At 67.4% G+C, this 11,653-nt stretch carries 11 protein-coding genes and 1 pseudogene; 7 read left to right on the top strand and 5 right to left on the bottom strand.

The genetic code is table 11. The features are described 5' to 3' along the window. Nucleotides 1-13: 13 nt before the first annotated feature. The 3 genes from OG959_RS04255 (at nt 14) to OG959_RS04245 (ending at nt 4,343) form a co-directional block, all read left to right on the top strand. Nucleotides 14-2,818 carry an FG-GAP-like repeat-containing protein gene (locus OG959_RS04255; RefSeq protein WP_326656674.1) on the top strand — a complete coding sequence of 935 codons (2,805 nt, stop codon included), beginning with the start codon at nt 14-16 and terminating at the stop codon, nt 2,816-2,818. A 392-nt stretch (nt 2,819-3,210) separates the two neighbouring features. Further along, nucleotides 3,211-3,669, top strand: coding sequence for a hypothetical protein (locus OG959_RS04250; RefSeq protein ID WP_326656673.1), 459 nt, complete (start codon nt 3,211-3,213; stop codon nt 3,667-3,669). A gap of 41 nt (nt 3,670-3,710) precedes the next feature. Next, on the top strand, nt 3,711-4,343 hold the full coding sequence (locus OG959_RS04245) for a transposase family protein (protein ID WP_326656672.1): 633 nt from the start codon (nt 3,711-3,713) through the stop codon (nt 4,341-4,343). Between the two features lie 162 nt (nt 4,344-4,505). On the opposite strand, the gene OG959_RS04240 is transcribed toward OG959_RS04245, so the two are convergent. Continuing rightward, nucleotides 4,506-4,934 (bottom strand): organic hydroperoxide resistance protein, encoded by a 429-nt coding sequence (locus OG959_RS04240; RefSeq protein WP_148017125.1) that lies wholly within the window; start codon nt 4,932-4,934, stop codon nt 4,506-4,508. 85 nt (nt 4,935-5,019) lie between these two features. Beyond that, entirely contained in the window at nt 5,020-5,388 is a 369-nt protein-coding gene (locus tag OG959_RS04235; protein WP_326656671.1) for a VOC family protein, read from the bottom strand. 484 nt (nt 5,389-5,872) lie between these two features. On the opposite strand from OG959_RS04235, the gene OG959_RS04230 reads away from it, so the two are divergent. The 3 genes from OG959_RS04230 to OG959_RS04220 are packed head-to-tail and all read left to right on the top strand — an operon-like array spanning nt 5,873 to nt 7,893. Further along, the gene (locus OG959_RS04230) at nt 5,873-7,123 is read left to right on the top strand and encodes a cation:proton antiporter (protein ID WP_219568460.1); all 1,251 of its coding nucleotides are present in this window, start codon (nt 5,873-5,875) and stop codon (nt 7,121-7,123) included. A gap of 27 nt (nt 7,124-7,150) precedes the next feature. After that, nucleotides 7,151-7,375 carry a hypothetical protein gene (locus tag OG959_RS04225; RefSeq protein ID WP_326656670.1) on the top strand — a complete coding sequence of 75 codons (225 nt, stop codon included), beginning with the start codon at nt 7,151-7,153 and terminating at the stop codon, nt 7,373-7,375. Between the two features lie 59 nt (nt 7,376-7,434). Next, nucleotides 7,435-7,893: a hypothetical protein gene (locus OG959_RS04220; RefSeq protein WP_326656669.1), complete on the top strand. Its 459-nt coding sequence runs from the start codon at nt 7,435-7,437 to the stop codon at nt 7,891-7,893. A gap of 19 nt (nt 7,894-7,912) precedes the next feature. Here the strand turns inward: OG959_RS04220 and OG959_RS38620 are convergent. Further along, nucleotides 7,913-8,096 (bottom strand): annotated as a pseudogene (locus tag OG959_RS38620) (IS110 family transposase); the annotation flags it as partial. Between the two features lie 77 nt (nt 8,097-8,173). Between OG959_RS38620 and OG959_RS04215 the strand changes: the two are divergent. Further along, nucleotides 8,174-8,707: a MarR family winged helix-turn-helix transcriptional regulator gene (locus tag OG959_RS04215; protein WP_326656668.1), complete on the top strand. Its 534-nt coding sequence runs from the start codon at nt 8,174-8,176 to the stop codon at nt 8,705-8,707. A gap of 76 nt (nt 8,708-8,783) precedes the next feature. On the opposite strand, the gene OG959_RS04210 is transcribed toward OG959_RS04215, so the two are convergent. Both OG959_RS04210 and OG959_RS04205 read right to left on the bottom strand, forming a co-directional pair. After that, entirely contained in the window at nt 8,784-10,535 is a 1,752-nt protein-coding gene (locus tag OG959_RS04210) for a chloride channel protein (RefSeq protein ID WP_326666203.1), read from the bottom strand. A 320-nt stretch (nt 10,536-10,855) separates the two neighbouring features. Further along, complete coding sequence (locus tag OG959_RS04205) at nt 10,856-11,515, bottom strand: hypothetical protein (protein WP_219568456.1); 660 nt, start codon at nt 11,513-11,515, stop codon at nt 10,856-10,858. Between the last annotated feature and the right edge of the window lie 138 nt (nt 11,516-11,653).

Raw genomic sequence — 11,653 nt, 5'->3', positions numbered from 1 at the left:
GCTGCCGCAGTTCGTGCGGAAGTCCGGATCCCTCGTAGAGATCGACACGACCCTCAAGGCCAACAGCGACGGCTCCTACTCGCCGAAGGCCACGGAAGTGGGCGTGCAATTCTCCGGCGGTGGCAACGGACCACTCGCCACCGTCATGCGCGACGGCCGCAGCATGTCGTGGAGTTGGCCCAAGCCACTGCCCAAGCCGACCGTGGACGGCGACTCCGTCACCTACGCAAACGTCCTGGAAGATGTCGACCTGAAGCTCAAGGCGGGCTCCGCCGGCTTCGGACAACTACTCGTGGTCAAGAGCGCCCTGGGCGCCGCAAACCCGGCACTGGCCGAGATCAAGCTCCCGCTGACCACCGACGGACTGACGGTGAACGCAGACGCGCACGGCAACATCCGCGCCGTCAACCCCGCCGGCCAGGAGGTCTTCACCGCCCCCACTCCGATGATGTGGGACAGCACGCAGCCGGTTGCCGCCCGCAGCAGCGAGCCCACAGCTCCGCCCCAGGCACACGAACTGGAGGCCCCCTACGGAGCACAGCAGGCCGCCATGGACGTCGAGATTGCCGACGGCTCCCTGTCGCTCACTCCGGACACGGACGTCCTCAAAGGCGCGGACACCACGTATCCCGTCTACATCGACCCGTCGGTCTCCGGCTCACGCGAAGCGTGGACCATCGCCTACAGCACCTCGCCCAACACCGCCTACTACAACGGCAACGGCTGGGACGAAGGTGACGGCAACAAGACCACGAGCTCAGCACGTGTCGGCAACCCCGGCGACGGCACCTCGCGTTCCTTCTTCCGGATGGACTCGGACAACCTCTGGAGCACCAAGAAGGTGATCTCCAGTTCCACCTTCCGGATCAAGAACAGCTACTCCTACTCGTGCACCAAGCGTGAAGTGCAGGCGTGGCTGACCAGCACCATCACCTCGTCGAACACCTGGAACAACCAGCCGTCGTGGTCGAGGAAGCTGGACACCGTCTCCGACGCCAAGGGATGGTCCTCGGCCTGCCCGGCCGGCAACCTCGCCTTCGACGTCACCGACGCAGCCAAGGACGCTGCCTCCGGGCACTGGCACAACATCACCGTCGGCCTGCGCGCCACCACCGAAGGCGACGCGTACGCGTACAAGCGGTTCACCGCCAGCAGCGCCGTGCTCTCCACCACCTACAACACCACCCCCAACCCGCCCTCCGGCCTTGACACCATCCCCAGCACCAAGAACTCCGCCGGCTGCGGCGACACCGCCCCCTACGGGCTGATCGGCAACACCGACATCTACCTCACGGCGAAGGTCTCCGACCCCGACGGCGGCACCGTCAAGGCCCAGTTCAACCTCTGGCCCACCGGCCACCACCCCAACGACGACCCCAACGGCGTACTCGTCGTCAGCAAATGGGTGTCCGTCACCTCCGGCACCGTAGCTAAACTGAAGGTCACCAAAGCCGAGCTGACCCCCTACCTGTCCATGGGCAACGGCAACTTCTCCTGGAAGGCTCAGGCCGAGGACGGGACGCTCCAGTCCGACTGGGTCCCCGGCACCGGCAAGCCCGGCTGCAGGTTCGTCTTCGATCCCACCCGGCCCTCCACTCCGCCGACCGCCACCTCCAGTCAGTTCCCCGACGGCTCCGACGGCTGGCCCGCCACCACCGGGAAAGCACGCACCGAAGGCACCTTCACGATCAGCAGCGGCGGCGTCACCGACGTCACCAAGTACGAGTACTGGACCGACTGGGACGGCACCGTCCGCAGCGCCACCCCCAGCGCCCAGGGCGGCTCCGTCGCCATCAAGCTCACCCCGCTCGCCGCGGGCAACCACACCCTCTACGCACGCAGCATCGACAAGGCCGGCAACATCTCCGATCGCGCCGTCTACATCTTCTACGCCGACAGCCCCGGCATCACCGACAAGCCCGGCGACCTCAACGGCGACGGCAACACCGACATATACGGAGTACGCACCGACGGCACACTCTGGCTCTACCCCGGCCAGGGCGACGGCCGGCACGCCCCCTACACCGTCGCCAGCGCCACCAAGTTCAACGGCGCCTCCATCAGCCACCGCGGAGACTGGACCAACGACGGCTACGAAGACCTCATCGCAGCCGTCCCGGATGCCAACAACCAGAAGAAGCTGTACCTCTACCCCAACAACGGCCTCGGCTACGCCTGCACAACACTGGGTGAATCCGCCGACGGCGCCTCCAAGTCGTGCAGCTACGACCGCCAGGAAATCACCACCTACAGCACCGAGAACAACCACTGGACCGACGCGTCCCAGATCCTCGCCATCGGTGACGTCGACGGCCCCCTCGACACTGACGGCGACGGCGCCCCCGACACCCCCGGCCACACCGACCTGCTCGTCAAGGAAGGCAACTTCCTCTGGCTCTACTACGGAGCGGACACTCTCAGCCTTGACGAGTACGCCGACCCCATCCTCATCGGCAACGGCAGCTGGGGCGACTACGACATGACCGCCCCCGGCGACGTCAACGCAGACAACCGGGTCGACATGATCGCCCGTAACCGGACCGACGGCCGCCTGCGCCTCTACGCCGGCACCGGACCCGCCGGCGAAGGCTTGGGAAGCAGCACTGCCACCATCAGCGCCACCGGCTGGGACAGCACCACCCATCCCTTGATCACCTCGTCCGGCGACGCCAACGGCGACGGCAAGCCCGACCTCTTCGCCACCAGCCACGACACCGGCAAGGAGTTCTACTTCTATCCCGCCGTCACCCCGACCGGCATCGGCACGCCCACCGCTGTCGGCACCAGTGGATGGCTCAACTTCCAGCAGCTCAGCTGACGTTCAGGATCACGCAGTGATGGTGGGCCTCCTCTGCCGGGGCGGTCCACCATCACTCAACCCGCCGCACCGCGAGCACTACACGGCGATTCACCCTCTGTTGAGGCCGACAATCAGCAAGGGGCGTCGGATGATGTGCCTCGCCACGGTCCCTATGCGGCTGCCTGCCTGCCCGGGCCCGGGTGAGCCGTTCCCACTCTGACGCTGCATGCCGTCACCATTGAGCCTCCGCCATCCTGATCTCTGCTGGTGGGCGGGGGTGGCGTGACGGCCCGGCGTGATGCTCGGCCTGGTGGCGGGCGGCAGTCACGCGTCTTGATCACCTGGCAGGCGTCAACGCCGGTCTGTCCGTTCACAGGTCGTGGGGCCGGGCGGGTTCGTAGGCTCGCGGGATGACGGAGATCACCGAGGTGTCCGACCGTGTCGCATCCCGCCGGGCGGAACTCGACGAGGAGGAGAAACTCCTGGTCAAGCGCCTGGAGGAAGTTTGTGCCGAACGTGAGGAACTCGCGGTGGCCGAGCGGGTGTGGGAACGGACGCGTGCCCAGCTGGAGGCGGAAGGGCCGTCGACGCAGGCGGTGACGGCGCAGGTGGGAGGCCGTGGGGTGCTGCTGATCCCGCACCGCGAGCCCGGCATGGGAGAGGAGAGCCTGCCACCGGACTACCGGCGGATCATGACGATCGTGCGAGATTCCGGCGGTCCGGTGCGGGTGAAGGACGTCGGCAGCGAGCTGGGCCTCGAAGTCGAGGTAAAAGGTCGGCTGGAACCGCTGCGCGCGAAGATGACCAAGCTCACCGACCGGGGCTGGCTGCGCAAACTGCCCGACGGAGGCTTCCGCGTGCTGCCCTGACCGCACGACCTGGGCCGTAACCGCAGTGCCCCCGGTGGCCGTTGACTCGGCATGGGCACATCGGCGAGACGACCTTGCGCCGCTGGCGCGACGAGCTCCTGGCTCTGCTCGCCGCCCAGGCGCCCCGCCTGGACCGGGCGTTGCGGAAGGTCGCGCGACGCGGCGGCGAAGTCGTACTGATCGACGGCACCCTCGTTGCGACCGTCCGGCGCACCGGAGGCGACAACCGGCGTAACTACTCCGGCAAGCACCGGCGCCACGGCCTGCACTTCCTCGCCCTCACCGACGAGAAGGGGCGGCTGTTGTGGATCTCCGCAGCCCGTCCCGGCGCCACCCACGACGTCACCGCCGCCCGCCGCGACAACGTCGTCCGCCACCTGCGCGAGGCCGGGCTCGGCGCGCTGGCCGACCTCGGCTTCGTCGGCCTCGATACCACCCCCGACTCCGACGACCCGGTCGTGATCACCGGCTTCAAGGCCACCCGCGCGGCCAAGCTCAACCCCGCTCAGAAGCAGGCCAACCAGGTCCTCGCCGCCGCACGAGCCCCCGTCGAGCACGGCTTCGCGAACCTCAAATGCTGGCGCATTCTGACCAAACTCCGCACCAACCCGGCACGGGCCACCCACCTCCTGCGGGCCCTCCTCGTCCTCACGAACCGCGAGATCCGCCGCTGAATACTGGCTAACGATCAAGACGTGGGACTTCCGCCGCCGACCAGCCCGAGTACCCCACCGACACGTCACACCCAGCCCCGTTCACCAGCGGAAAGGCGGCCGGGCCGGGCGGCCTCGCCGCCATGCTGACCATGTCGCTCCCTCTCCGCGGCGGGCGCCGGATCAGCCGACCTGGAGGCTGACTTCGATGCCGTTCCGTGTCATTCGGGAGTACGGGCAGATCTCGTGCGCCTTGTCCAGGAGCTTCTGCGCGACCGCGGGCTCGACGCCAGGCAGGTGCGCGGTCAGGTCGGCGAGGATGCCGAACCCGTCGCCGTTCTTGCCGATCGAGACCCGGGCGGTGACGCTGGAGCCGTTGATGTCGACCTTCTCCGCATCGGCCACGATGGCGATGGACGCGTGGAAGCAGGCGCTGTATGTGGCGGCGAAGAGCTGCTCGGGGTTGGTCCCGCGGCCGGCTCCGCCGAGCTCCTTGGGCTGGCTCACGGTGACGTCGAGCCTTCCGTCGTCGGACGAGACGCGGCCCTCGCGGCCGCTTTCCGCGGTGGCGACGCCGGTGTAGAGCAGGACGTCGGTCTTCTGGATGCGCATGACTGGCCTTTCCGTTCTGTTGGTTGAGTGTCGAGAATGTGACGGAGGCGCAGGCGCACGAGCAGCACGTGCCTCCGGAACCGCGTCACCGGGCCGGGATCGGCTGAGTGAGGTTCACCGGGTTGCCGTCCGGGTCCTTGATGTGGGCGACGCGCTGTCCCCACGGCATGTCGTTGGGGCCTCCGCTGACCGAGCCGCCGAGCGCCTCCACCTGGCCGAGCGTCTCGTCGACGTCGTCGACACCGATGCTGAGCAGGATCCGCGACGCCGCCCCAGTCCCCGGGTTCGCCTTGGCCACCAGCCCGAGGTCGGTGTCGCCGATGCGCAAGCCGAGGTAGAAGGCCGGGCCTTTCGCTGGTACCCGGAAGATCTCCTCAGCGCCGAACAATTTCGTATAGAAGCCGAGCAGAACGTCCTGGTCGGCAGTCACGATCACTGGCTGGATGGTGGACATTGCACTCCTGTCGAGAACGGTCGTATCGCTTGGTAGACCGTTGGAGGACGGTGAACTCATCGGCAAAACCAGCCCGCAGGACGATCTACAACTCAGGCTGCCGCCCACGACCAGCACGAGCACCCCGAAACGAGTTCACGCCACCCCGCTGACCAGCCGCTTCAAGGTGGCGGAACCTCATTAGGGCCGGCGCGGGCAGCCGGTGCCTGGAATTGCGCGCTTGGCCGGATGTTCGGAGGAGCTGACGCCGGTCCTTGGCCGGAGGTTTCCGCGCCGGGCGTTTTTGCGTGGGTGGCCATTGAGCTCGGTGGCGGCGTTGAAGTGCTCACGGCGGGGCCGAGGCGCCCGGCCACTGACGGATTGACCGCGGCGGCATGTACCTGGCAGGAGTGCGTCAGGAGAGTGTAAAATCCTCCTCGGAGTGCCGGGAAGCCTGGTCGGCGAACAAGGGACAACTGTCTTCGCTGACCGAGGGAATCCACTCATGGTGCTCGTTGCCGTCTTCGGAGCCGCGCTGCTCATCGCGGTGCTGCTCTCCGGGCTTGCCGCCCGGACCGTTCTGTCCACCTCCTTCCTGTTCCTTGTCGGCGGTGCACTGGTCAGTGACGGTTTCCTCGGCCTGATCCACATCACTCCCGACAGTGAAATCGTCGGTGTCACTGCTGATCTGGCGCTGTTCGCTGTGTTGTTCACCGATGGCATGCACGTCTCGTTCCCGAAGCTGCGCGCCCAGTGGAAGAACCCAGCCCGGGCCCTTGGCCTGGGAATGCCCCTGGCCTTCGTCGGCATGGCGCTGGTCACCCACTACGTGGCGGGGCTCGACTGGATGACATCGTTCCTGGTCGGAGCGGTACTGGCGCCCACGGATCCGGTCTTCGCCTCCGCGATCGTGGGGCGTAAGGAAGTTCCGGCCAAGCTGCGGCAGTTGCTCAATGTGGAGAGTGGTATCAACGACGGGCTCGCGCTGCCGGTCGTACTGATCCTCATAGCGGCTGCCGGGCCGACCACCGGTCACGCCGAAGCCTCCCTTCCGAAGATCGGTCTCGAACTGGGCCTGGGGCTCGCCTTCGGGGTGGTGCTGCCCCTGCTGGTCAACGGGCTTGTGCGGTTGCGGCTACTGGGTGCGGAGCCGAAGCTGCAGCCCTTGCTGCCGCTGGCCGCAGGGATCATCCTCTACGCGCTCTGTCACCTCACCCACGCCAACCCGTACCTTGCCGCGTTCTCCGCGGGCGCTGTTCTCGCGGCGATCTCCCCGGAAGCGAAGGCCGCTTTCGAACCGCTCGGCGAGGCACTGGCCGAGCTGGCCAAGTTCGCGGCTCTGCTCGTCTTCGGTGCTCTGCTGACACCTCAGCTCTTCGGAGACCTGTCCCTGGGCGGATACGTGGCGGTGGTGCTGGCCATCGTGCTGATTCGGCCGGCCTCACTACTGCTTTCCCTGATCGGGACGCGCTTCGACCGCCGGGAGCGGATGGTCGCTGCGTGGTTCGGGCCCAAGGGCTTTGCTTCGGTGGTCTATGGCCTACTGGTGCTCCAGGCGGGCATCCCGCAAGGAGAAGCTGCGTACACCCTGATTGCCGTGTGCATTGCGTTCTCGATCATCGCTCACAGCAGCACGGACGTACCGATCGCGCGACTCTTCGATATTGATGACCTGGCAGGCATTCCTGAGAACGCCGCCGTGGAACCGGCGTCGAGGGGCGTGGCCGAGAACAGCAAGGAGATCAGTTCCGTCTGAAGCCGACCACAGGAAGGGGAAAGGCCCATGGCCAAACCGGTACATGCGCTGCTCGGCGGTATCTGGTTCCGCTGTCATGTCTGCGAGTGTGAGATCTTCCGGGACCGCGAGGTCAAGCTCAACAGTTCCGGCATGGAGTTCTTGAAGCTGGCGTGGGCCGATGAGTCGGCGACAGGTCTCATCTGCTGGGACTGCGGATACGTCCACCTGTTCGTGAACCGCGACATAGAGCTCTACCGGGTCAAGCGGTGACTTGCAGCCGGAGGGTGTTCCTACGGGATTGGTCAAGACACGTTACTCGCGATGCGGGCATGAATGACCAGGGTGGGGACTCGGTGTCGGTGTGGCGGGTGGAAGGGCCGGTTCTCGTGGCGGCCTATGTCATTCCTGTCGTCGTAGGGGTGAAGGCGGTCATTGGCTGGGGAGTGTGGGCCTTGTCTCCGGCAGCGGAGACCGCGGGGTCGGCCGGACTGTGGACGGGGCTGGCGGTTGGCGTTGTGGTGTTCTTCTGGTGGACGATTCTCAGGGTCCGGCTCGAGGTCGGCCCTGGCGGCATCGTGGCGGTCAACCCATGGGGGACCGACCGTCTTCTCCTGGACGAGGTGGCTTTCGTGCGGCTTGGCGCGTGGGGTGCGGAGTTCCACCACGGAGACGGCTTCAAGACCACGGCATATGCTCTCAGCGAGCTGGCCACGGGGACCTCGCGGGACCAGCGCTTCGCGGAGCTGCTGGCCGTTCTGGAAGCAGACCCTGATTCCCCGCCGGGGTGACGCCTGACAATGACGGCGGTCATGGGCTGACCGGCCGCGGTTCGTAGAGAGTTCCGTCGCGCAGCATGGCGTAGTGGACATCGGCCCGACGCCTGGCAAGGCCCGGCAGCGCTTGAGTGTGGTGCTTGCCCTGCGCGATTTTCTCGTCGGAGTAGCCCGGGACGTGGGGTCGCCCGAGCGGCGAATGCTGAGAGGAGGAAGGCGTTCGAGCTGCCGGTCCCGTGCGCCCTGAGTGGAGGCCACTGCACACAGGAGCCTGCCTGCGCGGTAGAAAGGGGGCATGGCCGAGAGAGAGGCCCCGATCGGGGGCACGAGTGATGTTGAGGGAGTGACCCGTGCGGTCATCGCGGCGTCGCGGGTACTGGTTGCTGTGTCGGCACGGTCATTGTCCGAGATCGAGGAGCGTGTGACGCTCGCGCAGTTCCGCATGCTGGTGGTGCTGTCGACGCGCGGGACCACGAAGCTCGTCGCTCTGGCCGATCTGCTGCACGTGGCGCCGTCGACCGCCATGCGGATGGTCGACCGGCTGATCGCCGCAGGGCTTGCGGACCGGCAGGTCAATCCTGACAACAAGCGGGAGACCCAGCTCCGGCTCACCGAAGAGGGCCACCGGACGGTCGAGGACGTCACCGCGCGCAGGCGCCAGGAGATCACGCGCATTGTCGAAAGGCTCGCTCCGGGGCAGAGAACGGTTCTGGTCGAGGCGCTGACGGCATTCAGTGAGGCGGGCGGGGAACCGATTGCGCAACCGGCTGAGCCTGGCGGCGCGTACCCGCTGGGCTGGCCTGATCTCCAGGCCGGTCCCACCACCTGACAACCCCTTCGAGCGGCGGGACGCATCGTCGGGCCGCATCTGAACGAGGGAGGCGTTGCCAGGGGCGGCGACGCTCTCAGGCGGGTGTCTGTGAGTGTGTCGATACGCTCAGAGGCACATGTGAGGGGGCGCGTTGGGAAGGCGGGGTCGAGGGTGCTGCGTGCAGGGCGCGCAGGGTTCCCTGGTGGCTGAGCCAGCCGACGGGCCTGCCTGTCGTTTCATCCAGGACGGGGACGCCGGTGCCTGATGCGTCGACCAGTTCCTTCAGGGCGGTGGCGAGCGAGTCGCTCGTAGTGACGCGGGGTGGCTGCTCGGCGATCTCACCGACCAGCGTCGGCGCGCCTGCGGGCTGCTGGGCGAGTGCCTGGGCGGCGGACTGTGCGGTGACCACTCCCAAGTAGTCACCGGAGGCGTCGAGTACCGGCAGTGCACCGTGCCCGGACAGGCTCAGCAGCCCGGATGCCTCGCTCAGGGGACTCGTCGCCGGCACGGCGGTGGGAAGTGTTTCCATGACATCGGCGACCTGTTGCCGGCCGATTCGGGCACCGTGCGCGGGGCGTGCGAGATCGATGCCCCGGCGAAGGAGTTTGAGGGTGTAGATCGTCTCGTGGGACAGCATGCGGCTTGTTGCCGTCGCGAGCACGATGGCGAGCATCAGAGGCAGGATGATCGTGTACTCGCCGGTGAGTTCGAACAGGATGACGACTGCTGTGATCGGTGCCCGTGAAGCGCCGGCGAACACTGCGCCCATGCCCACCAGAGCGTAGGCGCCGATTGCCCCCGCGGTGGCAGGCATGACTTCCGCCGCCGTAGCGCCGAAGGCGGCGCCGAGCATCGCCCCGATGAACAGACTCGGCGCGAAGACTCCGCCGGACCCGCCGATGCCGATCGTCACGCTGGTGGCCACCATTTTCCCGACCAGGAGCAGCAGGAGGAAGCCCACGGCATAGCGGCCTTCCGTGGCCTTCTCCAGCACGGGGTATCCCACGCCGTACATTTCGGGGAGAGCGAGGAGGACCAGTCCGAGGGCCAGGCCGCCCACAGCAGGGCGGAGCCATTCCGGGCCGCGCCAGGCCCAGTCGCAGGCGTCCTCGATCGCGTACAGAACGCGCGTGAAGACGATGCCGGCCACGCCCGCCAGGATGCCGAGGAGAGCGAACAGGCCGTACTGCGTCAGGTGCTCGACGTGGAACGCGGGGAGGCTGAGGAAAGCGACATCGCCGAAGGCGGCGCGCCCGATGACACTGGCGGTGACGCTGGCGAGCACCGTGGCGCCGAACGCCTCCACGCTGAACGTTCCCAGGATCAGCTCCATGGCGAAGAAGACGCCTGCCAGTGGTGCGTTGAACGTCGCCGCGATCCCGCCGGCCGCGCCGCAGGCGACCAGGAGTTTCATCCGGCCCTCGGTCACCTTCGTCACCCGTCCGAGGGTCGAGCCCAGAGCGGAGCCGATCTGGACGATGGGCCCTTCCCGGCCCACCGATCCGCCGGAGCCGATCGTCAGCGCGGACGCGAGCGTCTTGACGACGGCGACCTTGGGACTGATGCGTCCGCCGCACTGAACGACGGCGAGCATGACCTCGGGCACCCCGTGCCCGCGTGCCTCCTTGGCGAACCGGTTGACCAGCGGACCGTAGAGAAGACCGCCGATCACCGGGGCCAGGACCACGAAGCCGGGGCCCAGCCACGCCACATGCGGATGGTCGCTGCCGGGAGCCGACGCGTAGTCGGTGTGACCGGAGAACAGCCTGGTGAACGCTTCGATGCACCATCGGAAGACGATCGAACCGGCCCCGGCTCCCGCTCCGATGACCAAGGCCATCACCATCAGCCCCAGCGGAGCGGTCCGGAACCGTTGGAAACGGGCCATGCGGAATCTGTCCCCATCCTTGCCGTCGATCGCCGAGGGGCGTGAGCTGCTCGGCCCTCTCTTTCATTGCATTATGCAAAGCTAGTCAAGTCGGCCCTTCGCCGGCTTGGCCGGGCGGTCTCGGTGCGCGCCGAATTAGCCATGTATGTCCGGTCTCTGGCGCTGGTCGGGGGACAGCAAGATCGTCGGGCGACCCATCTGCGCTGTGATGCCGATCATGCGGTGGGCGGCCTGCCGGGAGGAGAATGTGCAGGTCCGTACCGTTGGTGGACAGCGGATTACGGTCCGGCCGGAGCGAGTCGGTAGGAGCGCACCACTGTGATCACGCAGACCGTGCCGAAGGTGGCGGCAAGCAGGACGCACCAGGTCAGTGGCCACAGCGGATTCCAGGGCGCCACACCGCGCGGGGGGACCCGCCCCGCGGGGTCGTAGACCATGCCGATGCGGTCACCTGGCCCGACGGCGGGACCGCAGCCCCTCCAGAGCTGGACCGGTACTTCCGTGCCGTCCATGTGCCGCACGGAGCAGAGGTACTTCGCCTTGCGTGTTGTCCCGTCGGGGGCGTACGCCACTCCCGTCACCACCACGTCCTGCCGTCGGCCCAGTTCGGCCAGGACCGAGTCGGCCGTGGTCCGTGGAACCGCGAAGGCAAGCAGCAGGCCCACGACAGCGGCTGCCCCCACCAGCAGCTTGCCGCTCTTCGCCGCCAGGAGGTAGATCAGTACGCCGCAGACGGCGGCGGAACCCAGCCCTTCGGCATGTTTCGTCGGAATTCCGACGAGGACCGAGGCGGCTCCGAGGCCGGTCACAGCGAGCACCGCGACAGCGGCGACGACAAGCCCCTCGGTCACCAGCCACACCGGTGGGGCACCCGGGTATTCGGCGGGCCCCAGGAGGGTTCTGCGCATGTGGTTGGCCAGGGGGCTTCGGTCCTGCATACTCCCCTCCGGGGCTTGGTTGGGTGGGTGCTTGAGGGAGGCAGTAGCGATCTGTGTTGCCTTGGGCGCTGCCCGGTGGACAGCAGGACAGTGCGCTGTCTCAGGGCGGTGGCCGTACCCACTCGATGAGGCAGGTCC

Source organism: Streptomyces sp. NBC_00385 (assembly GCF_035917155.1).
Lineage (GTDB): Bacteria > Actinomycetota > Actinomycetes > Streptomycetales > Streptomycetaceae > Streptomyces > Streptomyces poriferorum.
This window is presented reverse-complemented; position numbering and strand designations above follow the sequence as displayed.

Coding starts and splice junctions, on each gene's coding strand:
- OG959_RS04250 (WP_326656673.1), top strand. CDS start 3,211: ATGACGGAGATCACCGAGGTGTCCGACCGTGTCGCATCCCGCCGGGCG.
- OG959_RS04240 (WP_148017125.1), bottom strand. CDS start 4,934: ATGCGCATCCAGAAGACCGACGTCCTGCTCTACACCGGCGTCGCCACC.
- OG959_RS04235 (WP_326656671.1), bottom strand. CDS start 5,388: ATGTCCACCATCCAGCCAGTGATCGTGACTGCCGACCAGGACGTTCTG.
- OG959_RS04230 (WP_219568460.1), top strand. CDS start 5,873: ATGGTGCTCGTTGCCGTCTTCGGAGCCGCGCTGCTCATCGCGGTGCTG.
- OG959_RS04225 (WP_326656670.1), top strand. CDS start 7,151: ATGGCCAAACCGGTACATGCGCTGCTCGGCGGTATCTGGTTCCGCTGT.
- OG959_RS04220 (WP_326656669.1), top strand. CDS start 7,435: ATGAATGACCAGGGTGGGGACTCGGTGTCGGTGTGGCGGGTGGAAGGG.
- OG959_RS04215 (WP_326656668.1), top strand. CDS start 8,174: ATGGCCGAGAGAGAGGCCCCGATCGGGGGCACGAGTGATGTTGAGGGA.
- OG959_RS04210 (WP_326666203.1), bottom strand. CDS start 10,535: ATGGTGATGGCCTTGGTCATCGGAGCGGGAGCCGGGGCCGGTTCGATC.
- OG959_RS04205 (WP_219568456.1), bottom strand. CDS start 11,515: ATGCAGGACCGAAGCCCCCTGGCCAACCACATGCGCAGAACCCTCCTG.